We start from the raw sequence: 25,200 nt of genomic DNA on the forward strand, positions 1-25,200 counted from the left end.
GGCGAGCGCCCCCCACAGGCCGGTTGAGCGAGCCCCCAGGCCGGTTGAGCGAGCGAAGCGAGTCGAAACCAACCCGCACACACCATGTCTCGACACGCCGCGCTCGCTACGCTCACACGCCTACTCGACAAACCTCGGAACGACGGCGAGCGCCCCCCACAGGCCGGTTGAGCGAGCCCCCAGGCTCGTTGAGCGAGCGAAGCGAGTCGAAACTATCCCGCGCGCAGCATCTCTCGACACGACGCGCTCGCTACGCTCACACGCCTACTCGACGAACCTCGGAACGACGACGAGCACCCCCTCCAGGCTCGTTGAGCGCGGCCCCCAGGCTCGTTGAGCGAGCGAAGCGAGTCGAAACCAACCGCACACAGCATGTCTCGATACGACGCGCTCGCTACGCTCACACGCCTACTCGACGAACCTCGGGACGACGAGCACCCCCTCCAGGCTCGTTGAGCGAGCCCCCCAGGCTGGTTGAGCGAGCGAAGCGAGTCGAAACCAACCCGCACACACCATGTCTCGACACGCCGCGCTCGCTACGCTCACACGCCTACTCGACAAACCTCGGAACGACGACGAGCCCCCCGGCTGGTTGAGCGAGCGAAGCGAGTCGAAACCAACCGCACACACCATGTCTCGACACGCCGCGCTCGCTACGCTCACACGCCTACTCGACGAACCTGGGGACGACGGCGAGCGTCCCCAACCACCACGCGCGCAGACCCGCCCAGACAGCGCACCTACGCGAACGTCAGACCGATCAACACCACGTTGAGCACGACGATGGCGACTGCGGCGACAGCGGAGGCCCAGCGCAACGGGCGGCCGTCGGCGAACTCGCCCATCAAGGCCCGGTCTGCGGTGTAGCGACGCAGGGGAACGATTGCGAACGGGATCCCGAAGCTGAGCACCACCTGCGAGATGACCAGCGCCATCGTCGGATTCACACCCAGCGCCAGGACGACGATCGCCGGGATCAGCGTCACCGCGCGGCGCACGAGAATCGGAATCCGCCGCTTGAGCAACCCTCCCATGATCGCGCCACCGGCATACGCGCCGACTGACGTCGAAGCGATACCGGACGCGAGCAGACCGACGGCGAACACCGCCGCCACCACCGGCCCGAGCGCATCGCGCACCGCATCGTGCGCCCCCTCGATGCTGTCGGTGCCCTCGCGTCCATACAGACTCGACGCAGCGAGGACCAGGAGCGCGATGTTCACAGTGCCCGCGATCACGAGCGCGATGACGACGTCGATCCGCGTGACCGCGAGCAGCCTGCGCGTGCGGCCGGCGCCGATCGGCTGACCGTGCCGGTCGATCACCAGGGACGAATGCAGATAGATCGCGTGGGGCATCACCGTCGCCCCCAGCATCGATGCCGCGAGCAGCACAGTCTCGGCGCCGTCGAGCCGGGGAACCATGCCGTTGATGATCCCGCCGGCGTCGGGCGGATTCACGAGCAGTCCGGCCAGGAAACCGAAGACGATCACGGCCAACAGCGCCACGATCGCAGTTTCGAATCGCCGCTGTCGGCGTCGATCGGCCATCGAGAGGATCGCCATCGACACCAGGCCGACGATCACTCCGCCGATCGGCAACGGCAGTCCGAAGAGCAGGTTGAGGGCGATCGCACCGCCGATCACCTCGGCGATGTCGGTGGCTCCCGCCACGAGTTCGGCCTGGGCCCAGAACAGCAGACGCGACCGCCGCGACAGGCGCCGCCCCAACGTCTCGGGCAGCGTCTTCCCGGTCACCACCCCGAGTTTGGCCGACTGATACTGCACCATCACCGCCATCACGTTGGCGACGACCAGTACCCAGACGAGGAGATACCCGTACTTCGCGCCAGCGGTGATGTTGGCCGCGACATTGCCGGGATCGACGTAGGCGATCGCCGCGACGAACGCCGGTCCCAGCAGGCCCACGGCGCGCAGACGAGTCCCCGAACCCCTTGTGCGAAGCATGTAATGAGGCTAGGCGTTCACAAATAATTCGGTCAACCGAACTCTAATGTGCGGATGCTCACCACTGGCGTCGACACCTGCTCGATTCCGGCGCGCACGACACCCCACCCACGCGGACGACTCCGATATGTAGTACCCACAAGAGAGGAAATCGTCGCATCGGAAGGCCGCCATCATGACCGTCACAGTCCCGCAGTCCTTCGCTGTCGAAGTCGGCGACCTCACACTGCGCGGCGACCGCTGGCGCGCGAACGGTTCCGGCCCCGCGGCCGCTCCCGCGCTGCTGCTGCACGGCGGAGGGCAGACCCGCCATTCGTGGGACCGCACCGCCTCCGCCCTGGTCTCGCGCGGACGCGATGTCTACACCATCGATCTGCGCGGACACGGCGACAGCGACTGGGCGCGCGACCACGACTACGGGTTGGAGGCGTTCGTCTCCGACCTGCGCGGCGTGTTGCCGACACTGTCTGGCGCCCCCGTGATCGTCGGTGCGTCACTCGGCGGCATCACCGGCCTCTGCACCGCGGGCGAGGACCAGTCGGCCGCGGCGGCGCTCGTGCTGGTGGACATCGTGGTGAACGTGGAGCAGACGGGCATCGACCGCATCAAGGCGTTCATGACCGATCACGTCGACGGATTCGCGAGCCTGGAGGAGGTGGCCGACGCGGTGGCGGCGTACAACCCGGCACGAACACGTCCGGCGACCCTGGACGGACTGCGCAAGAACGTGCGACGCCGCGACGACGGACGCTGGTACTGGCACTGGGACCCGCAGTTCATCCGATCGGGCGACGGCGACGAACCGCGCCGGCACACCGATCCCGAACGCCTGGCCGAGGCCGCCCGGAACGTCACCGTTCCGACGCTCATCGTCCGCGGCGGGAAGTCGGATGTTGTGAGCGACGCCGGCGTGCAGCACATGCGCGCATTGATCCCCCACGCGGAGACCGCCGACGTCAGCGGCGCAGGCCACATGGTTGCCGGAGACGACAACGAGGTCTTCGCCGCGGCGATCGAGGGATTCCTGGACCGTAGCGGTTTGTAACCCAGGCCTTGTCGTACCCCCGCGATAGGCTTCGTACATACAATCGGATAGTGAGTGATCGACGACACGGATAGGGGGTGAGTCGGATGGATGCAGATCAGACGGAAGCCGAGCCGTCAACGGTGCTGCCAACGGATCCGGCCGCCCTGGTCGCCATGATCGAGGGGGCGACGGTCGCACTCGCCACTGCCCGGTTCACCGCCGCCACCGAGGAACAGCTCCTCGAGATCGCCGAGGTTCTCGAGCGAGTGCACCGTCGGCTCGACGCCGTCGACGCCGCGCTGCTGGTGGAGGTCTCCGACCGCGGCGCCTACCGCAAGGACGGCTACCTGTCACTGCATCAGTACCTGTCCTCGGGACTGCGTCTGGGCGACGGTGAGGCCCGCCGCCGACGGACCAGCGTTGCCGCGATCGGCCGCTTCACCGGCCTACAGGGCCAAACCCTCCCACCGTCGCGCCCGGCCACCGCCGATGCGGTCACCGACGGGGTCATCGGTGCGGCCCACGTCCGGGAGATCGATGCGATCATGGACAGGATCCCGGCCGCCGTCGACCCACTGACGCGTGAACAGGCCGAGGCCCAGTTGGCTGCTGTGGCGCGGGAGCTGACCCCGGACGGCGTCCGAGCCGCCGGGATCCGGCTGCTAGCGCACCTGGACCCCGACGGATCACTGACCGACGAGCGGGACCGCAAGCGGCACCGCAAGTTCGCCTTGATGCCGCAGGACCGGCGGCTGATGAGCAAAGTGACTGCGTCCCTGACCCCGGCGCTGCGGGCCCGCTTCGAACTCCTGTTGGGTTCGTGGGCCGCACCCGGCATGAACAACCCGGCAGATCCGGAGTCTCCACGCGGGGCGTGCGAAGTCGCCGACCCCGCCGCGGTCGCCGCTGCGGCCGAGCGCGACGACCGCACCGCCGGACAACGCGGCCACGACGCCCTCGTCGCGCTGCTCGACGCCGAACGCGCACTGACCGCCGCCGCAACCACCGGGAACGGCCGGCTGTCGTCGCAGATCGTCGTCACCGTCACAGACAAAGAACTGCGCGAGCACGCGGGTGTCGCCTTGACCGCGACGGGTACTCGGCTGCCCGTCGCTGAGTTGATCGAAGTCGCTGCCGACGCGACTCCGCATTTGGCGGTGTTCTCTCACCACACCGGCCAGGCCCTCTACCTGGGTCGGGGACGACGCCTCGCGTCGAAAGCCCAGCGGCTGATGCTCTTCGCCCGCGACCGCGGGTGCACCGCCCCCGGATGCTCAGCACCGTTCGCCCGCACCCAGGCCCACCACTTCCCCGATTACGCGGACGGCGGTCCCACCGATGTCGACCACCTCGGGGCGGCGTGCGGCCGTCACAACCGCTCAGTGGGCAAGGCCCTCGGCGACTGGGAGACGATGCTCCTCATCGACGGTCCACACGCCGGGCGCATCGCGTGGCGACCCGTCGCTGCTCGCTACCCTCGGAAAGGGTGGAGGGTCAACCAGATCCACCACGCCGAACTCCTGCCCGATCAGGGTCCGCACGCCCCGCCCGCACCGGGCGACTCCCGCGGCCAGGCCTACCTCGCCCGCCTCATCGCCGCCTGACCGGCGGAGCACCGCGCCCCGAGGATCTGAGCGTGGACCGCTCCTACGCGAACGCCTTGCGCACCTGATCTGCGGTGAGCCCGTAGTCCTCGAGCGCGTACTTGTGCTGCGGCCGGCGGTCGCCCGACTTGGAATCCTCGTCGAGCGCGGTCATCGCCCCTTTGGCGGCGTCGGTGAACTCGGCACCGATCGCGTCGTACACGCGCTCCACGGTTCCGAACGGGTCCGCCCTCAGATCGGTGAAGTCGACGTCGACGAACTGCGCCGGGTCGTACTTCTCGCGCGCCCGAGAGAACGCGTGCAGACCGCGCGACCACAGATCGAGTTGCGTCTGCCCGATCCGGTCCCTGGTGAACGCACGCGAGTAGCCCGCCGTCGCCTGCTCCGCGAGGCTGCACATGGATCCGATGATCGTCTCCGGCGCACGATGCGTCTGCACGATGACAGCGTCGGGATACACCTCCATGATCGCGTCGAGCGCGAAGAGATGGCTCGGGTTCTTCAGCACCCAACGCCTATCGACGTCGTTGCCGCCGATGAGCTGGAGATTGCGCCGGTGGCGCTCGTAAGCGGGCGTCCAATCCTGCTGCGCGAGCCACTCCGAATACTCGGGAATGTGCGCGAGCGATTCGTACGAGATCGACATCAGCGACTGCCGCAGCAGTTGCCAGCACTCCTCCACCTCGGCCGCGCCCATGTAGTGCAGCCCCATGAACTCCGGGTTCTCCACGTGATGCTGCGACAACCCGGCGTCTATCTGCTGAAAGACCGGGTTCGCGTCCCATGTCTCGCGCGGAGGCCGCGGCTGCGGGAACTCCGTCAGCCACATCTCCAGCCCCTGATGGGCGGGGTCGGCGGCCAGCAGCCTGTGCAACGCGGTGGTGCCGGTCCGCGGCAGTCCGGTGACGAACACCGGCCGTTCCACCGGCACCCGCACGTAGTCCGGGTTGTTCTTCCACCCCGCCTCGCTGAGCAGCCGTGCGATCAGCGCGCCCTTGAGGAAGTAGCGGAACATCTTGCTGCCCAACGGTTCCAGATCGGCGGACTGCGCGTACGACGACAGCAGCACCTCGAGACCTTCGAGGTAGTCCGTGTCGCCGAAGTCCTCGAGGCCGACGGCGCGGATCGCCGCCTCGTGCAGTTCGTCGACCGTGCCGACAGTGGTTCGGGACTCAGTCATGGTATTCACCGCAGTTCACGTCGAGGGTGTGTCCGGTGATCGCCCGCGCGAGGTCCGAGGCGAGGAACAGCACCGCGTCTGCGATCTCCGCGGGCTCCGGCAGCCGTTTCAGATCGCTGCGCGACGCGGTCTGCTCGTAGACCTGCTCCGGGGTGATCCCGTACTTCTTCGCGACCTCGCCGAAGTACCACTTCAGCTGGTCGTCCCAGATGTATCCGGGCGCGACGCTGTTGACCCGAATCCCCTCGCGGCCGAGCTCGGTGGCCAGTGTCTGCGACATCGACAGCAGCGCCGACTTAGCGATCTTGTAGCTGCCGTAACGCGGCTCCGAATGCCGGATCACCATGGAGTTGACGTTCACGATCGACCCGTTCGCCTCGCTCAACGCGGGCGTGAACGCCTTGATGACTCGAAGTGTGCCGAGCACGGTGAGGTCGAGACCGGAAGTGATCTGGTCGAAGTCGGTGCGGCCCAGCGGCTTCATCGACGGGACCGCGAAGGCGTTGTTGACCAGGACGTCGACCCCGCCGAACTCTGCCACGGTCCGATCGACGAGGTTCGCCACCGCGGCATCGTCGGTGATGTCGGTGGGGACGGACAGCGCCTCGCCGCCCGCCTGCCGGATCTCGGCCGCGATCTCCGCGAGCCGCGACTCGGTCCGTGCCGCGAGCACCACGCGAGCCCCCTGGGCCGCGGAACGCACGCACACCGCACGGCCCAGCGCCGGACCCACTCCGGAGACGACGACGGTCTTTCCGTCGAGAAGACCTGCCATTACCCGTCCTGTCTATCCGAGCCTGTCTAGCCGAGCATCCGGCGGGCGAATGCCCGTTGCCGGACCGCGATCCGCTCTGCCCAGCCGACGGCGTCGATCCGGTTGTCCCGGTAGTACGGCAGATGCGAGGGAACGTCGGCATCGTCCACCACCACGGCCGTGGGACCCTGCTCGGCAGTGATCGGCGCATCGGTCCGCTGCCACCGGAACTGCAGGATGCCGCGCCGCCGGCCGGTGGTCTCCACCCAGTTCGCGATTCCCGGATCGTTCGCCGCAATCACCATCCGGATCATTCCGTCCGGGTCCACCTGAGCCTGAGCCGAGTTCAGCGACGTCTGATGATTCACATAGTCGAGCGAGATGTACCACATGCTGCCGAGCTGAAAGCCCTGGTAGGGCGCATCGGAGCACGGCACGGTCACCACCATCGACCGGCCCGCGGGCAGATCGAAGTGACCGACCGACGAGTACTGAGTCGCCAACCCGCCCGGCGTGGTGCGCGGCGCCGTGAAGGTGTTGACCGGCTCATCGAGGTAGAACCACTTGGGGAAGTTGAACCATGTGTTCACGCGCGAGGTCAGCATCTTCGCCGCCACGGCGTAGCGCTTGGCGATCCGGTCGGTGGAGAGTTCCGCGGGTGGAAGTCCGACGGTGTCCACCCGCTCAATGGTGATCGAACCCTTCTGCTCGGCGGCCCAGTCGCTGTACACCTCCCGGACCGAGAGCATGGTCGCGCCCTCACCCAGCACGAAGTGGGTGCCGTCGGGCACTCCCGGCCGCTCCGGCCCGAACGTGATCTCGAAACTCCCGTCGTCGGCGATCGGGATCACGCGATCGTCGAAGGCGGTCTCTCCGCCGGGGACCTCATCCGCCGTGTAATTGCCCCGGATCACCTGAAAGGCCAGATCAGCGGTGGTGCCGCGCACGCCCCGCACCACGTACGTGGCCTCGGGGACCACCGTCGCGTGGTAATAGAGCGTGTCCGGGTTGTCGAGCCCCATCTTGGAGTACGGCCCCGTGGAAGTCACGAAATAGGGATGCGTCTTCTCCCCCGCGCGTGCCACCTGGAGAATCGACGAGATGCCGCCCGCCAGATAGTCGAGACCCTCCGCGCGCTCGGCGTCGGTCTCGGCGAAGTCCGCACTGCGCACCAGCGCCTCGGCTTCGGCGATCGCCGCGGTGAACGGCGCGGTGACCGACTCCGTGGGCTCGGTCACAGCCACGTGTCGCCTCCGGTCCAGGTGAGGAAGTTGTCGAGTTCGGCCTGAGCCGGCGTCACCCGCGGATGCTCGGTGGACAGGTAGCCGCCGCGATAGAACAGCAGAGGCTTGTCCTGCAGCACGTCGCCGAGGATCTGAGCCCGCCCGATGACGATCCAGTGGTCGCCCCCGTCGGTGACCGAGTCCACCGAGCACTCCACCCAGGTGAGACTGTGCCGCAGCACCGGCAGCCCCGCGGGCGACGGATCCCAGGTGATCGACTTGAACTTGTCGGCCCCCGGCGCGCCGAAGGTCGCGCTGACATCCTGCTGCCGGTTCGACAGCACGTTGACGCAGAACTGCCCCCGCGCCTCGATCACCGGCCAGGTTCGCGACGTCTTCTGCGGACAGAACAGGACCAGCGGCGGGTCCAGCGACAGCGCCGCGAACGACTGACAGGCGAAGCCGACCGGCTTCTCCTCCTCGTCGAGCGTGGTGATCACCGTGACCCCGGTGCAGAACTGGCCCATCGCGGTCCGGAACTGCCGGGAGTCGAAGTCGTCGGTCCCGTACGGGGAGTGCGGAGTCATGTCGGTTTCCCTTCGGTGGGGTCGGATGCAGTGGGTCGGATGATCGGGCCGAGCGGACGGAGTGGGCGATCGACTCACTCCGCTCGCTCGACCGGCGGAACGGGCTCGGACCTACTTCATACCGATCGTGAAATCGTGACCCCAGAGGCTGACCGCCGTCGATTCGCGGGCGATCCAGTCGGTGTCGTCCACCTGCCTGCCCTCGCAACCGAACTCGACGTCGAAGCCGCCGGGCGTCTTCATGTAGAACGAGAGCATCAGGTCGTTCACGTGGCGACCGAGCGTGGCCGACATCGGCACCTTCTTGCGCAGCGCGCGGTCGTGGGCCAGGCCGACGTCGTCGGAGTTCTCGACCTCGACCATCAGATGCACGATGCCGGTGCTGTTCGGGATCGGCAGGAACGCCAGCGAGTGGTGCCGGGGGTTGCAGCCGAAGAACCGCAGCCACGCCGGCTCCTCACCCTCCTGACGCCCGACCACCTGCGGCGGGAGCCGCATCGAATCGCGGAGCCGGAAGCCCAGAACGTCCCGGTAGAACGTCAGCGCCCGCGCGTCGTCGGTGGTGGTGAGGACCACGTGACCCAGGCCCTGCTCGCCGGTGACGAAGGTGTGGCCGTACGGGCTCACCACCCGGCGATGCTGCAGCGCCACCCCGTGGAAGGCCTCGAGGACGTTCCCGTCGGGATCGGAGAAGACGATCAACTCGTCGACGCGGCGGTCGGCGATCTCCTCCGGGGTGCCCTCCCGGAACTCGACGCCCGCGGCGCTGAGCCGGTCACGGACCTCCTGCAGCCCGGCCGCGGTGGCGCACTCCCAGCCCGAGCACGCGAGATGATCGCGATCGGAGGGCACGATCACCAGGCGCGCCGGGAAGTCGTCCATCCGCAGATAGAGGGCGCCCGGGATGGACCCCGAACCCTCCACCATGCCGAGCACCTTCAGCCCGTACTCACGCCACGCGTCCATGTCCGTGGCGTCTATCCGCATGTAGCCGAGAGACCGGATCGGGCTCTGGTCGTCAGTCATGTGTTCGTCGTTCCTCGTCAAGTAGTCGGGCCGTCGCGCTATACCATCGTGTCGCCGATGGGGATGCCGAACTCGCCGTTGCCGAAGGCCTGGTAGGCCCGTTCCGGGTCGTTGGCCGCATGAACGCGGCCGGCGTGGGCGTCGCGCCAGAAACGCTGGATCGGCGTCCCGTTCTCCAGTGCGTGCGCGCCGGAGTTCTCGAAGAGCAGATCGATGGAGTCGATCGCACGCGACGTCGCTCGGACCTGGTCGCGGCGCGCGGCCAGACGCAGTTCCATCGGCACCTCTTCACCGGCGACGATCAGGTCGTACTCGGCCTGCAGATTGCCCGAGAGCTGACGCCACGCGGCGTCGATGTCCGAGGCGGCCTCGGCGATGCGAACCTTGGCGAACGGATCGTCCTTGGCCTTCTCGCCCGCGTAGGCGGCGCGGACGCGCTTGCCCTGATGCTCGACGTGGGCGGCGTAGGCGCCGTAGGCCATGCCGACGATCGGGGTCGAGATGGTCGATGGGTGGATGGTGCCCCACGGCATCTTGTAGACCGGCGCCGTGTTGCGCTCGAGCCCGGGAGCGGCGCCCTTGCTCATGACGCCGAAGCTCAGAACCCGGTGCGTGGGAACGAAGACGTCCTTGACCTCGATGGTGTTGGAGCCGGTGCCGCGCAGGCCCACGACGTTCCACACGTCCTTGATGTTGTAGTCGGTCCGCGGGATCAGGAAGCTGACGAAGTCGACCGGCTTGCCGTTCTTGATGACCGGTCCGCCGACGACCACCCAGTCGGCGATGTCGCAGCCGGACGACCATGCCCAGGAGCCGTTGACCTTGTAGCCGCCGTCGACGACCTCACCCATGCCCATCGGTGCGTACGAGGACGAGATGCGGACATTGGGATCCTCGCCCCAGACGTCTTCCTGCGCCTGCTGGCTGAACAGCGCGAGATGCCAGTTGTGGACGCCGACGATGCCCGCGACCCACCCGGTGGAACCGCAGGCGGTGGCCAGACGGCGCACCGCCTCGTAGAAGGTGACGGGGTCGGTCTCGTGACCGCCCCACTGCGCGGGCTGCAGGAGCTTGAAGAAGCCGGTCTCCTGGAGCATGTCCGCGACCTCCGCGGGGATGCGTCGCGCATCCTCCGTGGACTGCGCGCGCTGCGCGAGATCCGGCAGCAATGCATCGATCTTGTCCAGAACCTGCTGCGCGGCTTCGCTCCGCTGTGCTGACATGAGTCACTCCTGTTCGTGTGCCGTCATCGACTTACGACCAATATTAGAACACGTTCTCGTTTTGGACTAGAACACGTTCTCATTCTAGTGGAACATGTTCTACTATCGAGTCAGACGGGCCAGAGCCCGAAACGAGACCGACGAGGAGGCCGAGAAGATGGCTGACACCGACATCCGGGAGATCGACACCGGCACGCCCCCCACCCGATTCGCGCGAGGCTGGCACTGCATCGGCCTGGTGGACGAGTACAACGACGGCGAGACCCACTCGCTGGAGATCTTCGGTACCAAGCTGGTGGTGTGGGCCGACAGCAAGGGCGACATCCACACTCTGGACGCCTACTGCCGCCATATGGGCGCCGACCTGTCCATGGGCACCGTCAAGGGCGACAACGTGGCGTGCCCGTTCCACGGATGGCAGTGGAACGGCAAGGGACGTTGCGCCGAGGTGCCCTACGCGAAGCGGCACCCGAAGCTGGCCAAGACCCGTACGTGGCCGACGATGATCCGCAACGGCCAGGTCTTCGTCTACAACGATCCCGAGGGCAACCCGCCGCCGGAGGACGTCATCATTCCCGAACTCGCCGAGTTCGGCACCGACGAGTGGACCGGGTGGACCTGGAACAAGCTCGTGATCGAGGGCTCCAACTGCCGCGAGATCATCGACAACGTGGTCGACATGGCGCACTTCTTCTACGTGCACTACGCGCTGCCGGACTACTTCAAGAACGTCTTCGAAGGTGAGACCGCGGCGCAATACATGAACAGCCACGGCCGCCCCGACGTCGGCATCTCGACCGCCTACGGCGACACCCGCCTGGAGTCGATCGCCGCGTATTACGGCCCGTCTTACATGCTGAACCCGATGGTGCAGTACTACGGCAAGTACTCGGTCGAGACGATTCTGACCAACTGCCACTACCCCATCGACTCGAACTCGTTCGTCCTCATGTTCGGCGTCATGGCGAAGATCCCGCAGGGGCTCTCGCCCGAGCAGACCGACGGCATGGTCAAGACGATCACCAAGGGCGTCGAAGTCGGGTTCATGCAGGACGTCGCGATCTGGAAGCGCAAGACCCGCATCGACAATCCGCTGCTGGTGGAGGAGGACGGACCCGTTTACCAGCTGCGACGCTGGTACGAGCAGTTCTACGTGGACGTCGCCGACGTCACCGAGGAGATGACGGGCCGCTTCGAGTACGAGATCGACACCGCCAAGGCTCAGGAGACCTGGAACAAGGAAGTCCAGGAGAACCTGCGGATCCAGGCCGAGAAGGAGGCCGCCGAGGCCGAGGCCAACGATTCCGAGGGCGCGTCGGTCTGATGACTCGCGCCGACGAGCGGGCCGCGGTCCCCGGCTGGGCGAAGGCCCCGCAGTGGGCCGGCGATCCCGAGCGCGTCGCCGCGATCGCCGACGCCACCGCCCGGGACCGCAAGCACTACCTCACCGGCGGCATGACGGACATCGAGTGCCGCACATGCCACGCACACGTGATGGTGAAGAAGACCAGCGCGCACCACACCAGCGTCCAGTGGAACGACGACGCGCTGGCCCGGTGCTCGCAGATCTCCGAGATCCGGGCCTCGGGCGGCAATGCCGCACTGCTGCCCACGTGCCCGCGGCTGTCGGCGAGCATCGATCACGGGGTCGCCGAGGGCATCATCCCGAGCGAGTCCCCGGAAGAGGATCCCGACGGCTACTGGTGAGGTCGGTCTCCCCACAGCCACGCCGCCGATTCTGCTCTGAGCAGAGTCGGCGGCGTCATCTTCGCCGCCTGGCCTAATTTGGAGTCATGGGAGTCGTCGCGATCGTCCGCACACCATTGCTCCGGGAAGCGCTCGGAGAACATCTGCGCAGCCTTCGGCTCCGGCGGGGCGAACGTCTCGCCGACACCGCCGCCCGCGCCGGAGTGTCGGTGCAGTATCTGTCGGAGATCGAGCGTGGACGAAAGGATCCCTCCAGTGAGATGATCGCCGCCGTGGTCGGCGCCCTGGACACCACATTGGGCGACGTGACCGTAGCGGTCGGCGAGCATCTCCGCGAGACGCAGCCGACCGCGACGGCCCCGGCGCCGTCGCGTCCGACCGCGCTGGCCTGCGCGGCCTGAGGTCACCGCTCGTCGACCACTTGATCGATCAACCCGTAGCCGACGGCGTCGGCGGCGGTGAACACCCGCGTGTGATCGGTGTCGGCGCGCAGTTCCGCCTCGTCGTGCCCGGTATGGCGCGCCAGGATTCGCTCCATCTGCGATCGCACGCGCACCAGTTCGTCGGCCTGGATGATCAAGTCGGGGATCGTGCCGCGTCCCTCCGCCGCAGGCTGATGCAGCACCAGCCTCGAATGCGGCGTCGCGGACCGCTTGCCCGGCGCCCCGGCCGCGAGGAGCACCGCTCCCACCGACACCGCCTGCCCCACGCACGTCGTGGCCACCGGCGGCCGGATGTACTGCATGGTGTCGTAGATCGCGAGCATCGCCGCCGGGTCGCCGCCTTCGCAGTTGATGTACAGCTCGATATCCCGGTCGGGGTTGTCGGCTTCGAGGTAGATCAACTGCGCGACGAGGGCGTTCGCGACGCCCGCGTCGATCGGAGTGCCGAGATAGACGATCCGGCTCGCGAGCAGATGCGAGTAGACGTCGGTGAACCGTTCGCCGGCGGGCGTCCGCTCGACGACGTTCGGGATCGGGTAGGAGCTCATCGCGCAGCCTTCCCCGTGAGGCCGAAACCGGTCCGATCGGCGTGCGGGACCACGTCCGTAAAGTTCCCGACCACCTCGTCGACGAAACCGTAGTCGCGTGCCTGCTCCGCACTGAACCACCGATCGCGGATCGAGTCCTCGAAGATCTGTTCCAGCGGGCGGCCGGTGTCCTCGGCGATCAGGCCCAGGACCGTGTCCCGCGTGTACCGCAGGTCGTCGGCCTGCAACTCCACATCGGCAGCGGTTCCGCCGATACCCGCCGACCCCTGGTGCATGAGGATGCGAGCGTGCGGCATGGCCCGGCGTTTGCCCCGGGCCCCCGCCGACAACAGGAACTGTCCCGCGCTGCAGGCGATTCCGAGAGCCAGGGTCGAGACATCGCACGGCACCACGTTCATCACGTCCCGGATCGCGAGCATCGCCGGAACCGACCCGCCGGGTGAGTGGATCCAGAGCGAGATGTCGGCGCTGTCGTCGGCCGCGGCCAGGGAGAGCATCTGCGTCGCGAGAAGGGTGCCGTTGTCGTCGTCCAACTGGCCGTCGAGTACCACGACCCGCCGCCGATACAGGTCTTGGCGATCGTCGCGGGTGAAGTGTTGGGATTCATCGGGTTTCGTCATGGCACCAGCGTGCGTCACCGCCGATCGCCGGTGCTCGCGGATCTGCCTGCAGCCGATCTGCCGTCAGCAGAGACTGACCTCAGTTCACGCAGGGGACGCCACTGCTGCTCGACAACGAGGTCCCGGAATCCGGCGGTGGGGCGTCAGAGACCGTGGCCGTCGCGGGATCGGTACTCGCACCGGTCTCGGACCGATCCGGGGAACTTTGATCGGGTGAACTCTGGTCCGTCGACGACGGCTCCACACTCGACGTGATGGGCGCGGGCGTCGGCTTCACGCCGAACGCCTTCTGCACCCGAGACCGGATAACGGCCGGGTCGACGATGTTCACGTCCTGCCCGTCGAACGTGTCGTAGCGGACCACGGGAAGTGTCGTGAACGTGATGCGCTGGTCGGAGACCGACCCCATCTGCTGAATCCAGTCGACGAGGTTCCAGCCGTCGGAGAGGACCACATTTCGCTGGGCGACGTCGACGAGTGCGTTCACCTTGTCGATGCTTGTGAAGGTTCCTGCGTCGCGGAGCTGGTTGAGGACCGACAACATGAACGCCTGCTGCCGGTGCGTCCGATCGAGGTCGCCGTTGTCGAGTCCGTGACGCTGCCGGACGAACGCGAGCGACTGCTTGCCGTCGAGCGTCTGCTCGCCCGCCTTGAACTTCGCGCCCGAATAGCTGTCGGACACGGCGTGATTCAGGCAGACCTTGACGCCGCCCAGTGCTTTGGCGACATCGTAGAAACCGAACAGGCTGACCTCGGCGAACCTGTCGATGGGCACCCCGGTCAGGTTCCGAACGGTCTTGATCGTCTCGGCGCGACCGGCCTCGCGGCCACGCGTCTCGAGTTCCTGCGGGTCGGTCACGCCCTCCTTCTGGAGTTCGTCCTCCGTAATGGCCTTCTTCCGGCCGTACGCCTCTTTGATCTTCGCCTCCGGCACGTCGACGTCGTCCATTCGGACCAGGTCGTCTCGCGGGATCGAGAACGCGACGATGTTCTTCCTGTCCGCGGGGATGTGGACCAGGATCATCGTGTTCGTGTTGTAGCCGCCGTTGCTGCTGTCGCCCGCGTGCAGTTGCTTGAGGATGCCGTCGGGCAGGTCCTGTCCGTTCAGATCCTTTCGGGTGTCCAATCCCATCAGCAGAATGTTCTCGCCGCCGCCGGAAGAATGCGGCGCATCGGCCCCGAGCGCGTTCGACATGGTGAAGCCGTCGACGAGGTGATGGGTCTCGGCCCACACCAATCCCGAGATCGCGACTGCTCCACACGACACCACTGCGACACCCGTGCGGGCGAGCCACAGAAGGCTCGTGGACCGACCGCCGCGAGGCTTCGCAGTGACTCTGCGCGTACGGGAGCTCGACAGGTCCGGCGCGGACGAAGTCATCGAGCGGGGACGACTCCGTCGCGACTCGGTGACGTGCCACTGCTGCACATGTTGCCCCGCAGCGATCCGTTGCCGGACGACGTCGCCGGCGGTGGGCCGCCCCGCCGGGTCTCGTGGTACGCGCCGCACGACTATTTCCCTTCACCAGATCGCACCTGGCGGATCCATGGCGCGACACCCCAGTGTCCGCACGGAACCTTGGGGTTTCCTTATTTCGACATCCGGGCGCGCGAAGCACTCAAATATTCCCTGGCACAGGCATTAGACGGATCAGTTGGCACCTGCGACGATAGGCGGGTGCCCGTGAGTGAGCTGACCGTCTCCTCGGCACTGACCACCTGGAACGTCGACGCGCTGTCGACCCTGCCGGCCTGTGTCTGCGCCGTCGCGTATCTATTACTCGCGCGCGGCACTCGAGTGGGTATCGGCACCCGGATCGCCTTCGTGACCGGGTGCGCGATCTGGTGGCTCGCGACTAACAGCTTCACCGCCGTCTACGGCGAGGTGCTGTTCTGGGTCCGCTCTCTCACATTCGTTCTGCTCACTGTCGTCACAGGTTTCCTGCTCGCGGCGGGGCGACCGGTGACGGTGATCGCATCTCATCGTCGAGCCGGCAGGACTCTGATGCGGATCGGCCGCACCCGCATCGTTCGCGTCCTCCTATCGCCGCTCGCGACGTCGGCACTGATGCTCGTGACGCCCTGGCTGCTGTTCTTGACCCGTGGTACGCCGCCACCCTCGACATTCCCGCGGTGGACCGCGCGACGCAGACTTTTCTGGTCCTGGCCGGCTCGATCTACTTCTATGCGCGACTCCAGGTGGACCCGGTGCCGCGGCATCGGCACGCAGGACTGTCGTTGCTGACGTTGCTGATCGCCGCCGGGGAGACCCTCGGCGACGGCGTCCTCGGCGTGATCCTGTGGCAGGGCGGCGTGCTCGGCGCGGTCGCTCAGCAGGCGATGCAACGAAATTGGGGACCGCCGGCATCCGCCGTCGCCACCGACCGCCCGTGGTTCCTCGACGACCCCGAACTCAGCGAGCGGTTCCGCAGGCGCTGAACCGCTCGCGAGAACCGCCTACCTGCGGTGGACACCGAGGCGCTGATCGACAACGATCGAAGGTGACGTCCATTTCAGCGACAGCCACCGCGAACGAAAGCGAGACCGTCATGCCCTCCTATTCCGCCGCGCCCGGCGCCCCGATCTGGTTCGACTTGATGACCAGCGACGTCGACCGCGCCTCCGACTTCTACGGCACGCTGTTCGGCTGGTCGATCGAGGAGCCGTCCCCCGATTTCGGCGGCTACCGCAACTTCACCGCCGGCGGGTCGCGCGTCGCCGGCCTGATGCCCATGACCGGCTCCGACAACGGGCCCACGAACGTCTGGTCGGTGTACTTCCGCAGCGACGACGCCGGTGCCACCACCGACTCGGTGACCGCGGCGGGCGGCAGCGTGGTCGTGCCGCCGATGCCGGTCGGCGACATGGGAACCATGGCCGTGTATCTCGATCCGGCGGGCGGCGCGTTCGGCGTCTGGCAGCCCGGCACGCACCCCGGCTTCGTGCGACGCGGCGAGCCCGGCACACCGTACTGGTTCGACGAGATGTCGATGGACTACGCCGCGTCATCGGCGTTCTACCCGCGGGTATTCGACTGGAACTGGAGGAGATCGGCGGCGGCTCAGACGGGCCGGGTCGCTACGCGCAGGTGATGGTGACCGGCGGCGACGGCCGCGAAGGCACCGCCGGGATCATGGACGCGGCCGGGATGCTCGGCGACGGGCACCCGTCGTTCTGGCAGGTGTACATCACCGTCGACGACGTCCCCGCCACGCTCGCCGCTGTCGGGAGGCTGGGCGGCGAGATCCTGATGCCCGCCGATGACACGCCGTACGGCGTCCTCGCCTCGTTCAAGGACCCGATGGGCGCAGCCATCTGCGTCGCGACCCCGCCCCCCGGGATGTGACTCACGATCCGTTGCGGACCGAGTGTCGCCGCCGATAGCGTCCCAGACATGGCGAAGGACTCTCTGCGACCCGACTGGACTCAGCACGGGGCGGCGTGGGCTGAACAGGACGCGATCTTCGATGCGATCTTCGCTCCGGCCACCCGAGCGCTCGTGGAAGCCGCCGACCTGACCGGCTCCGTCCTCGATGTGGGATGCGGCGGAGGCACGCTCCTGGAGGCGGCGGTCGCCGCAGGCACGGATGCCGTCGGCGTCGACATCTCGCCCGCGATGGTCGACGCAGCGAACCGTCGGGTTCCCGGCGCACGGGCTGTGGTCGCCGACGCGCAGACCGCGGATCTGCGCGGGCTCATCGGCGACCGCGGCTTCGACCGCATCGTGTCGCGATTCGGCGTGATGTTCTTCGACCGTCCGGTCGAAGCGTTCGAGAACATCCGCCGAGCGGCGGTGCCGGACGGTCGACTCGCGTTCATCTGCTGGCAGGAGGGCTCAAGCAACCGGATCTTCAGTCTCGGCACCAAGACACTCGTCTCCGCGCTCGACGAGCCGCCGGAACGTCCGGCGCCGGGCACACCGGGCCCGCTGGCCTTCGCCGACCGCGACTACCTCCGATCGATTCTCGACGGTTCCGGTTGGTCGGAGATCTCCATCGACCCCTTCACATTCGAGAGCGACTACTCGACTCCCGACGGCGCGGGCGGTCGCACGGACGGGGTCGAAGAACGTCTCGCCGTCATCCTCGCCACCAGCAGCGGACAACTCGTCTCCGACCGAGTCCGCGGCACGCTCGGCGAGGCGGGCTGGGCCGAACTCCTCGACCGCGTCCGGGCCGATCTGCGCGCCAACCTCGTCGACGGTGCGGTGAAGCACCCGAATCACTGCTGGCTGGTGACGGCCGCCGCCTGAGTCACGGCCACCGTCAGTCTCGAGCCGCCCTTTCAGTGCGAACGTGTTCTAGTTTAGGCTGTTCTGCAACACGTTCTACTTTGGCGCGATGAGCGCAGCATGCAGACGAAGGGCAGGAAATGACCACCGAAGCCATGAACACCGAAGCCGGCGAGCCGGAGACGTTCGACGTCATCGTGGTCGGTGCCGGCGGCGCCGGTCTCGCGGCCGCGCTGACCGCGGCCAGCAAAGGCCTCAAGACCGTCCTCATCGAGAAGTCGCCGTACTGGGGCGGATCCACGTCGCGGTCCGGTGGTGGCGTCTGGATTCCGAACAACTCGATCCTGCGCCGAGACGGCGTCGAGGACACCCCCGAGGAAGCACGCAAGTACGCCCACGCCATCATCGGCGAGCACGCTCCCGCCGAGCGGATCGACACCTACATCGACCGCGGACCGGAGGCTCTCGACTATCTGATCGCCCATGCACCACTGGAACTCGAGTGGGTCAAGGGATACTCGGACTACTACCCCGAGGCCCCCGGCGGTCGTGCGATGGGACGTTCGGTGGAGCCCAAGCCGTTCGACGCCCGACGCCTCGGCGACGATCTCGCGACGCTGCATCCCCAGTACACCAAGGCACCGCTGAACATGGTCGTCCTGCAGTCCGATTACCGCTGGCTCAACACCGGATTCCGGCACTGGCGCGGCCCCGTCCGAATGGCGAAGGTCGGTGCACGCTTCTTCTGGGCCCGCAGCCGCGGCAAGAAGATGATCGCCATGGGAGCCGCCCTGGCCGCGGAGCTGCTGCTCGGTTGCCGGCAGGCGGGCGTCGACATCCGGCTCAACACTCCGTTGACCGATCTGGTGACCGACAACGGCGCCGTGGTCGGAGTCAAGGTAGGGACGGGTGACGGCGCCGCCACCGAACTGCGTGCCCGTTACGGTGTGATCCTCGGCAGCGGCGGCTTCGAGCACAACGCCGAGATGCGCGCGAAGTACCAGCGCGCGCCGATCGGCAGCGAGTGGACCACCGGTGCACCGACCAACACCGGCGACGGCATCAACGCCGCGCTCGCGGTCGGCGCCGACGTCTCCCTGATGGACGACGCCTGGTGGGGACCCACCATTCCGCTGCCCAAGGGTCCGTGGTTCGCGCTCTCGGAACGCTCGGTGCCGGGCACCTTCATCGTGAACACCCGGGGCGAGCGCTTCATGAACGAATCGCTCCCCTACGTCGAGGCCGTCCACCAGATGTACGGCGGCCAGTTCGGCCAGGGCGACGGCCCAGGCGAGAACGTGCCCGGCTGGCTCATCTTCGATCAGCGCTGCCGCAACCGATACCTGTTCGCAGGCGTCACCGCACGACAGCCGCTGCCGAAGAGCTGGCTCAAGTCGGGCGTCGTCGTGAAGGCCACGACCATCGCCGAGCTCGCCGAGAAGACCGGCCTGCCCGCGGACAAGCTGCAGGCCACCACCGAGCGCTTCAACGGATTCGCCCGCAGCGGCAAGGACGAGGACTTCCACCGCGGCGACAGCGCCTACGACCACTACTACGGCGACATCACCAACAAGCCCAACCCGAGCCTCGGCGTCGTCGACAAGGCGCCCTTCTACGCCGTGAAGATGGTTCCGGGCGATCTGGGCACCAAGGGCGGCGTCAACACCGACACCGCGGGACGCGCACTGCGAGCCGACGGCAGCGTGATCGAAGGCCTCTACGCCGCGGGCAACACCAGCGCGCCGGTGATGGGCCATACCTACGCCGGTCCCGGCGCCACGATCGGCCCGGCCATGGTGTTCGGATATCTCGCCGCGCTCGACGCCGTCGAGAAGGCCAAGAACGCCACCGTCTCGCACGCAGGAGCCTGATTCATGCCCATCGATCCCTCAGTCGCCGCCGGCGCCGACCTCGGTGAAGTGACGTTCTCGTGGACGCCGCGCGAAGTGGCGCTCTACAACCTCGCCGTGGGCGGGGCCCACGACCCGTTGGACACCGCGGGTCTGCAGTACGTCCACGACTCGGAGCCGAAGGTACTGCCGTCGTTCGCCACCGTCGCGGCGACGTTCAACGCCACCGAGGCACCGAAGGTGTCGTTCCCCGGAGTGGACATCGACCTGTCGAAGGTGGTTCATGGCGCCCAGCAGGTGCGGGTGCACCGGCCGCTGCCCGCGACCGGCACCGCGACCACCCGCACGCGCATCGCCGAGGTGCAGGACAAGGGCTCGGCCGCGGTCGTCATCCAGGAATCGGTCACTCGCGACGAGAACGGCGAGCCGCTCTGGACGGCACGATCGTCGATCTTCGCCAAGGGCGAGGGCGGATTCGGCGGCGAGCGCGGCTCGTCGACCCGGGTGGATCTCCCCGACCGCGCCGCCGACCGCGAGATCCTGGTGCCGACCCAGCCGAACCAGGCGCTCCTCTACCGACTGTGCGGTGATCGAAACCCCCTGCACAGCGATCCGGAATTCGCGTCCGAGGCCGGCTTCCCGCGGCCGATCCTGCACGGGCTGTGCACGTACGGCAGCGTCTGCCGGGCCGTGGTCGACGAGGTCTTCGGCGGCGACGTCTCGGCCGTGGCCGATTACGGTGTGAGCTTCGCCGGAGTTGTGTTCCCCGGCGAGACGCTCCGAGTCCGCGCCTGGGAAGATGGCGACCGACTGCTCGTGGCCACCACCGTCGTCGACCGCGACGACGCACCGGCCCTGAGCAACGTCGTGTTCCTCGAATCCTGACCGAAAGGCTCTGCATGACCGCCTCGCTCCTGCCCCTGCTCGACGCCAACCGCGAAGCCATGGCTTCCGACTTCGCCGACGTCATCGACGCGGAGGTGAAGAAGCAGTCCGGCCTGTCGGGCGCGGCGATCAAGACCGCGTACTCCGCGGCTCAGAAGTTCAAGCCGGGCGTGGTCCAGGTGGCGACGAACAAGATGCTGCCCGACTTCATGACCGCGCTCTCGCCGCTGTGGGATTCGAGGCCCGCGGGCACGCCCTTCGGCGCTCACCTGGCAGCCAACGGCGACCAGGCCGCCGAGGCGCTGCTCGCCGTCACCGACGGACAGGCGCAGAGCGCCCCGTCGGTCCTCGCGAAGGCGTACAAGAGCGTCCGCGGCAAGGCCAAGGGCCACGTCATCGACGCTCTGGACCCGGTGGGCGCGGTCGTCGAGAAGTACGCGGGCTAGTTCAGTGACGACGCGAGCGCGGCTTGATCGTGAAGACGATCAAGCCGCGCTTGCGACTATCAGGAGCAGGACGGTGAGGATCGCGGCGAGAACCGCGACCATCGCGAGCAGACGCCAGATGTGGATTCGGCCCTGCCGGATCTCGGTGACGCCGGACGTCAGCTGGTTGGAAGCCATGGTGATCAACTCTCCCTCGAGATCGTGATCTGTTGTCCGTGTGACCAATGTGTCACAAGTTACAAAAGAAGGCGATGAACAGACTGTGCGTGTCGGGCAAAGAACCAGCAACGATTCGATGACCTTCGCGACGGCGTGGCTGATCCTCGTCGCCTGTCTCGCGGTGAGCCTGGTGGTGGCGGCGATGGCCGCGCTCAACACCGCGCTGCCCGACATCGCCCGCGCCACCGGCGCCACCACCGCGCAGATGACGTGGATCATCGACGGCTACACCTTGGTACTGGCCGCGCTGCTGCTGCCCGCGGGTGCGATCGGCGACCGGATCGGACGCAAGCCGGTTCTGATGATCGGTCTGGTGGTCTTCGGAATCGGCTCACTGGCCGCGGTCTGGGTGGACACCCCCACCCAGCTCATCCTCACCCGCGTGGTCGCCGGCGTCGGCGCCGCGATGATCATGCCGGCCACACTGTCGCTCATCACGGCCGGTGTCCCGCGTGAGAAGCGCGCGCTCGCGATCAGCATCTGGGCCGGCGTGGCCGGGGCCGGCGCGATAATGGGCTTCTTCGTCACCGGGGTTCTGCTCAACTTCTTCGGATGGCATTCGGTCTTCATCACGTTCGCGGCGTCGTCGGCGGCCACCCTCCTGCTCACCGTCACGATCGGCAGTTCGAAGGACGACGCCCCGGGACGGTTCGACTACATCGGCTCGCTGACGTCGATGACCGCGATCGCCGCCGTCGTCTACGGCCTGCTCGAGGCGCCGCATCGGGGATGGACGAACCCGCTCATCCTGATCTGCCTGATCGGTGGCGCGGCGATGATCGCCGCGTTCATCGTGATCGAACTGCGCAGATCCTCGCCTCTGCTCGACGTGAACCTGTTTCGCAACCGCGCTTTCGCCGCCGGTTCCCTGTCGGTGGCGCTGCAGTTCCTCGCCTCCTTCGGCGTCTTCTATCTGCTGCTCCTGCAGTTGCAGCTGGTGTTCGGCTACTCGGCACTCAAGTCGGCGGTCGCGCTGTTCCCGATGGTGGTCGGCGTCGGCGTCTTCGCCATGATCGGGAACCTCGTGGCGGTCCGCTACTCGCTGCGTGCGGTTCTCGCCACCGGCATCGCGATCGCCGCGGCCGGCGTACTCGCGCTCGGGATCGTCGACGCCGACGTGTACTGGAAGCTGGGCGTGATGCTCGGCGTGTGCGCTGTCGGTATCGGGCTGGCGACGGCCCCGTCCACCACCGCGATCATGTCCAATACCCCGTTGGAGAACCAAGGCGTCGGATCGGCTGTCAACGACACCGCCCGCGAACTCGGTGCGGCGATCGGTATCGCCCTGGCGGGCAGCATCCTGGCGGCCGGGTACGACAGACGCATCACCGGCACCGCGCAGGACGTCCACGACCAGCTGGCGACGATCGACCCGGACGCCGCCGAACGCGCCGCCGACGGGGTGCGCGGCTCGCTGGCGGGTGCCGTGGAGGTGGCCGGTCACCTGCCACCGCAGGCGTCTTCGCTCGCCGAGAAGATCACCGAGGGCGCGTATGCGGCGTTCCTGCCTCCGCTGCAGTCCGCCTGTCTGGTGCTCGGTTCGATCCTGCTCGCGGGCGCGGCCTTCCTCGGCTGGTTCGCTCCTCGCGCGGTCCTCGCACCCGAACCCCGCCTCGACGACTGAGCACCTCCGTCCGCCGGGGCCTCTCGCTTCGACGGTCGCCGAGGGGCAGACTGGACTCATGCGCTTCTCGTTCCGCCGGCACCGACCCGTTCAGATCGCAGGCACCACCGTGGCGATCACCGGCGCCGCGCGGGGTATCGGCTTCGCGATCGCCGACCGGTTGACGGCCCTCGGCGCTCGCGTGGCGATCGGCGACCTCGACGCCGACGCGGCTCACCGTGCGGCGGACAGACTCGGCGGAACCGCCCGCGGCTACCGCCTGGACGTCACCGACGACGACTCGTTCGCCGCCTTCCTGGCCGATGCGGCAGCCGACCTCGGTCCGATCGACGTGCTCGTCAACAACGCGGGCGTGATGTGGGTCGGCCCCTTCGACACCGAACCCGCGATCGCCGCCGAGCGGATGGTGGCGGTGAACCTGCTGGGAGTGATCCGCGGTGTGCGCCTGGCCGCGCCGGAGATGCGGCACCGCGGACGCGGCCACATCGTCACGGTGGCTTCAGCGGCGTCGCGTCTCGCTCCGCCGGGCGAATCCTCTTATGCCGCAACCAAACACGGGGTTCTCGGCTACCTCACCGGCGTACGGGAGGAACTGCGCGGCACCGGCGTCGCGATCACCGCGGTGATGCCGACCGTGGTCGACACCGAGTTGGCGGCCGGGACCTCCTCGGGATCGGTGAAGCGGCTGAGTCCGGACGACGTCGCGGCCGCGGTGGTGTCGGCGATCGAGACCAGGCGCTTCCAGGTATGGGTGCCGCGGACCGTCGGAGCCCTGGTCGCGATCTCCGGCGTTCTGCCGCAATCGGTGCGCGACCGCGCCCTGCGTGCCACGGTGCCGAACCAGGTCGCCGCGGTGACGGGATCCTCGGTGCGGTCGGCGTACGAGAAGCCGCTCACGGACGGCGAGTGACGTCCGGCCGATGACATGACGGAGAGGATCGTCCGAATCGACCTGCTCCTGCGGGTAATCTGACGGGCATCGCAGGGGCACCGACCTTCAGGGGGCACGGATGAAGTGCACCTTCACGGCCGACGCGCGAGCGTTCACGATCACCGCACTGGCACTCCTGACGGCAGCGGCGCTGTCGTCATGCACACCGGGCGACGAGTCCGCACCGACCAGTTCGCTGAGCGGCATCTCGGCCATCGCACCGCCGCCGGCGCGCACCTCCACCGTCATCGTCACGTCGATCCCGCTCACCGGCGAGACCACCTCGTCGGCCACCACCGTCGACACGGCCCCCTACGCCGTTTCCGGGCAACCGGGAAGCTACCGATGGAGCTATGCGCGAGATCCCCTTCGCGAATGCGTACTGCAGCCGGCGGGGTCCCGCCTGCCGCAGCGCATCACCTGCGCCGCCCCTTACCCCGAGGACGCGCCGAGTATCCGCATCGGCGCATTCGACGGGCCACCGAACGCGATCACGTTGACCGCGCAGGGAACCGAACCGACGATCACCGAAGGCGGGCCGACCCCGGCCCCCGCGCTGACGGCCGGACACCGGCTGACCTTCGGCGACCTCTCGTGCACCGCGCTGCCCGGCGACGCGATCACGTGCACCTCACCGGACGGCTGGTTCACCGTCGCGAACGGCGTGCTGACCACGTCCTGAGCGGATCAGCCACGGCGGTCGGCGTAGACGGCCTCGTAGCGCTCCTTCTCCCGATCGGCTCGCGCCTGCTGTCGCTGGGTCAGCGGTGAGTTGCCGAGCCCGTGCTTACGCATGCGGAGAACCCGGTTCTGATCCATGTACGACGCGGAGAAGATCAGCGCGAGCAGCACCGCCAGCAAAACCATCAGGCCGCGGATCCACATCTCGCCGCCGAACGCGAAGAACATGACGAGGTAGAGCGGCAGAAAGCAGAACTGCGAACGGATCAGGTGACGGAGGGTCGCGGTCCGGCCGGTGAGATCGTTGCGCACCCACTCGCGCTTCGACTCGGGGAGCGTGCCCCCGTAGGCGTAGACAACCCATTGAATCGGATTCGGGCGACCGCTCATCCTGAAAACCTCCGTCTTTAGATCGTGCACTACT

Annotated in this window: 24 protein-coding genes and 2 pseudogenes; 14 read left to right on the top strand and 12 right to left on the bottom strand. The window is 67.6% G+C overall.

Going from position 1 to position 25,200, the window contains the following annotated elements; all coding sequences use genetic code 11:
* Nucleotides 1-740 precede the first annotated feature (740 nt).
* Entirely contained in the window at nt 741-1,967 is a 1,227-nt protein-coding gene (locus GSI01S_RS14050) for an Nramp family divalent metal transporter (protein ID WP_006897252.1), read from the bottom strand.
* Between the two features lie 175 nt (nt 1,968-2,142).
* Here GSI01S_RS14050 and GSI01S_RS14055 point away from each other — a divergent pair, with 175 nt between their 5' ends.
* Nucleotides 2,143-3,012, top strand: a complete 870-nt coding sequence (locus GSI01S_RS14055) for an alpha/beta fold hydrolase (RefSeq protein WP_006897253.1) — start codon at nt 2,143-2,145, stop codon at nt 3,010-3,012.
* Between the two features lie 86 nt (nt 3,013-3,098).
* Entirely contained in the window at nt 3,099-4,598 is a 1,500-nt protein-coding gene (locus GSI01S_RS14060; protein ID WP_006897254.1) for an HNH endonuclease signature motif containing protein, read from the top strand.
* 43 nt (nt 4,599-4,641) lie between these two features.
* Here the strand turns inward: GSI01S_RS14060 and GSI01S_RS14065 are convergent, their stop codons facing one another.
* From GSI01S_RS14065 to hsaA, 6 genes are all read right to left on the bottom strand, one after another.
* On the bottom strand, nt 4,642-5,778 hold the full coding sequence (locus GSI01S_RS14065; RefSeq protein WP_006897255.1) for a sulfotransferase family protein: 1,137 nt from the start codon (nt 5,776-5,778) through the stop codon (nt 4,642-4,644).
* Nucleotides 5,771-6,553, bottom strand: coding sequence for an SDR family oxidoreductase (locus tag GSI01S_RS14070; protein ID WP_006897256.1), 783 nt, complete (start codon nt 6,551-6,553; stop codon nt 5,771-5,773). The genes GSI01S_RS14065 and GSI01S_RS14070 overlap by 8 nt, the downstream gene beginning before the upstream one ends.
* Before the next feature lie 26 nt (nt 6,554-6,579).
* Nucleotides 6,580-7,776 carry a hypothetical protein gene (locus tag GSI01S_RS14075; protein ID WP_006897257.1) on the bottom strand — a complete coding sequence of 399 codons (1,197 nt, stop codon included), beginning with the start codon at nt 7,774-7,776 and terminating at the stop codon, nt 6,580-6,582.
* Nucleotides 7,767-8,342, bottom strand: coding sequence for a 3-hydroxy-9,10-secoandrosta-1,3,5(10)-triene-9,17-dione monooxygenase reductase subunit (hsaB, locus tag GSI01S_RS14080; RefSeq protein ID WP_006897258.1), 576 nt, complete (start codon nt 8,340-8,342; stop codon nt 7,767-7,769). The genes GSI01S_RS14075 and hsaB overlap by 10 nt, the downstream gene beginning before the upstream one ends.
* 111 nt (nt 8,343-8,453) lie before the next feature.
* Nucleotides 8,454-9,368, bottom strand: coding sequence for an iron-dependent extradiol dioxygenase HsaC (gene hsaC, locus GSI01S_RS14085; RefSeq protein WP_006897259.1), 915 nt, complete (start codon nt 9,366-9,368; stop codon nt 8,454-8,456).
* Between the two features lie 38 nt (nt 9,369-9,406).
* Nucleotides 9,407-10,591 carry a 3-hydroxy-9,10-secoandrosta-1,3,5(10)-triene-9,17-dione monooxygenase oxygenase subunit gene (hsaA, locus tag GSI01S_RS14090; protein ID WP_006897260.1) on the bottom strand — a complete coding sequence of 395 codons (1,185 nt, stop codon included), beginning with the start codon at nt 10,589-10,591 and terminating at the stop codon, nt 9,407-9,409.
* 157 nt (nt 10,592-10,748) lie between these two features.
* Here hsaA and GSI01S_RS14095 point away from each other — a divergent pair, with 157 nt between their 5' ends.
* The 3 genes from GSI01S_RS14095 to GSI01S_RS14105 all read left to right on the top strand — a co-directional run bounded on the left by GSI01S_RS14095 (nt 10,749) and on the right by GSI01S_RS14105 (nt 12,699).
* Nucleotides 10,749-11,915, top strand: coding sequence for a 3-ketosteroid-9-alpha-monooxygenase, oxygenase component (locus tag GSI01S_RS14095; protein WP_039867754.1), 1,167 nt, complete (start codon nt 10,749-10,751; stop codon nt 11,913-11,915).
* Complete coding sequence (locus tag GSI01S_RS14100; RefSeq protein ID WP_006897262.1) at nt 11,915-12,298, top strand: hypothetical protein; 384 nt, start codon at nt 11,915-11,917, stop codon at nt 12,296-12,298. The genes GSI01S_RS14095 and GSI01S_RS14100 overlap by 1 nt, the downstream gene beginning before the upstream one ends.
* 86 nt (nt 12,299-12,384) lie before the next feature.
* A complete protein-coding gene (locus GSI01S_RS14105) occupies nt 12,385-12,699 on the top strand; it encodes a helix-turn-helix domain-containing protein (protein WP_006897263.1) in 315 nt (104 codons plus the stop codon).
* 2 nt (nt 12,700-12,701) lie between these two features.
* Here the strand turns inward: GSI01S_RS14105 and GSI01S_RS14110 are convergent, their stop codons facing one another.
* The 3 genes from GSI01S_RS14110 to GSI01S_RS14120 all read right to left on the bottom strand — a co-directional run bounded on the left by GSI01S_RS14110 (nt 12,702) and on the right by GSI01S_RS14120 (nt 15,176).
* On the bottom strand, nt 12,702-13,289 hold the full coding sequence (locus GSI01S_RS14110) for a ClpP family protease (RefSeq protein WP_006897264.1): 588 nt from the start codon (nt 13,287-13,289) through the stop codon (nt 12,702-12,704).
* Complete coding sequence (locus GSI01S_RS14115; protein WP_006897265.1) at nt 13,286-13,909, bottom strand: ClpP family protease; 624 nt, start codon at nt 13,907-13,909, stop codon at nt 13,286-13,288. The genes GSI01S_RS14110 and GSI01S_RS14115 overlap by 4 nt, the downstream gene beginning before the upstream one ends.
* Before the next feature lie 79 nt (nt 13,910-13,988).
* Nucleotides 13,989-15,176: an LCP family protein gene (locus tag GSI01S_RS14120; protein WP_233500161.1), complete on the bottom strand. Its 1,188-nt coding sequence runs from the start codon at nt 15,174-15,176 to the stop codon at nt 13,989-13,991.
* Between the two features lie 162 nt (nt 15,177-15,338).
* Between GSI01S_RS14120 and GSI01S_RS19850 the strand changes: the two are divergent.
* The 6 genes and pseudogenes from GSI01S_RS19850 to GSI01S_RS14150 all read left to right on the top strand — a co-directional run bounded on the left by GSI01S_RS19850 (nt 15,339) and on the right by GSI01S_RS14150 (nt 21,321).
* Nucleotides 15,339-16,348 (top strand): annotated as a pseudogene (locus GSI01S_RS19850) (cytochrome c oxidase assembly protein).
* A gap of 110 nt (nt 16,349-16,458) precedes the next feature.
* Nucleotides 16,459-17,255: pseudogene (locus tag GSI01S_RS14130) on the top strand (VOC family protein).
* A gap of 48 nt (nt 17,256-17,303) precedes the next feature.
* On the top strand, nt 17,304-18,161 hold the full coding sequence (locus tag GSI01S_RS14135) for a class I SAM-dependent methyltransferase (RefSeq protein WP_006897271.1): 858 nt from the start codon (nt 17,304-17,306) through the stop codon (nt 18,159-18,161).
* 134 nt (nt 18,162-18,295) lie between these two features.
* A complete protein-coding gene (kstD, locus tag GSI01S_RS14140) occupies nt 18,296-20,011 on the top strand; it encodes a 3-oxosteroid 1-dehydrogenase (RefSeq protein WP_006897272.1) in 1,716 nt (571 codons plus the stop codon).
* Nucleotides 20,012-20,014: 3 nt separating this feature from the next.
* The gene (gene chsH3, locus GSI01S_RS14145) at nt 20,015-20,875 is read left to right on the top strand and encodes an enoyl-CoA hydratase ChsH3 (protein WP_006897273.1); all 861 of its coding nucleotides are present in this window, start codon (nt 20,015-20,017) and stop codon (nt 20,873-20,875) included.
* 14 nt (nt 20,876-20,889) lie between these two features.
* A complete protein-coding gene (locus GSI01S_RS14150; protein ID WP_006897274.1) occupies nt 20,890-21,321 on the top strand; it encodes a DUF6918 family protein in 432 nt (143 codons plus the stop codon).
* Nucleotides 21,322-21,360: 39 nt separating this feature from the next.
* On the opposite strand, the gene GSI01S_RS20170 is transcribed toward GSI01S_RS14150, so the two are convergent.
* Nucleotides 21,361-21,498: a hypothetical protein gene (locus GSI01S_RS20170; RefSeq protein ID WP_156150444.1), complete on the bottom strand. Its 138-nt coding sequence runs from the start codon at nt 21,496-21,498 to the stop codon at nt 21,361-21,363.
* A 118-nt stretch (nt 21,499-21,616) separates the two neighbouring features.
* Here GSI01S_RS20170 and GSI01S_RS14155 point away from each other — a divergent pair, with 118 nt between their 5' ends.
* From GSI01S_RS14155 to GSI01S_RS14165, 3 genes are all read left to right on the top strand, one after another.
* A complete protein-coding gene (locus GSI01S_RS14155) occupies nt 21,617-23,164 on the top strand; it encodes an MFS transporter (protein WP_006897275.1) in 1,548 nt (515 codons plus the stop codon).
* A gap of 58 nt (nt 23,165-23,222) precedes the next feature.
* Nucleotides 23,223-24,074, top strand: a complete 852-nt coding sequence (locus GSI01S_RS14160) for an SDR family oxidoreductase (protein ID WP_006897276.1) — start codon at nt 23,223-23,225, stop codon at nt 24,072-24,074.
* A 100-nt stretch (nt 24,075-24,174) separates the two neighbouring features.
* The gene (locus tag GSI01S_RS14165; RefSeq protein WP_006897277.1) at nt 24,175-24,777 is read left to right on the top strand and encodes a hypothetical protein; all 603 of its coding nucleotides are present in this window, start codon (nt 24,175-24,177) and stop codon (nt 24,775-24,777) included.
* Between the two features lie 5 nt (nt 24,778-24,782).
* Here the strand turns inward: GSI01S_RS14165 and GSI01S_RS14170 are convergent, their stop codons facing one another.
* Nucleotides 24,783-25,166, bottom strand: coding sequence for a DUF5313 family protein (locus GSI01S_RS14170; RefSeq protein WP_006897278.1), 384 nt, complete (start codon nt 25,164-25,166; stop codon nt 24,783-24,785).
* Nucleotides 25,167-25,200 lie beyond the last annotated feature (34 nt).

This window comes from Gordonia sihwensis NBRC 108236, from assembly GCF_000333035.1.
Lineage (GTDB): Bacteria > Actinomycetota > Actinomycetes > Mycobacteriales > Mycobacteriaceae > Gordonia > Gordonia sihwensis.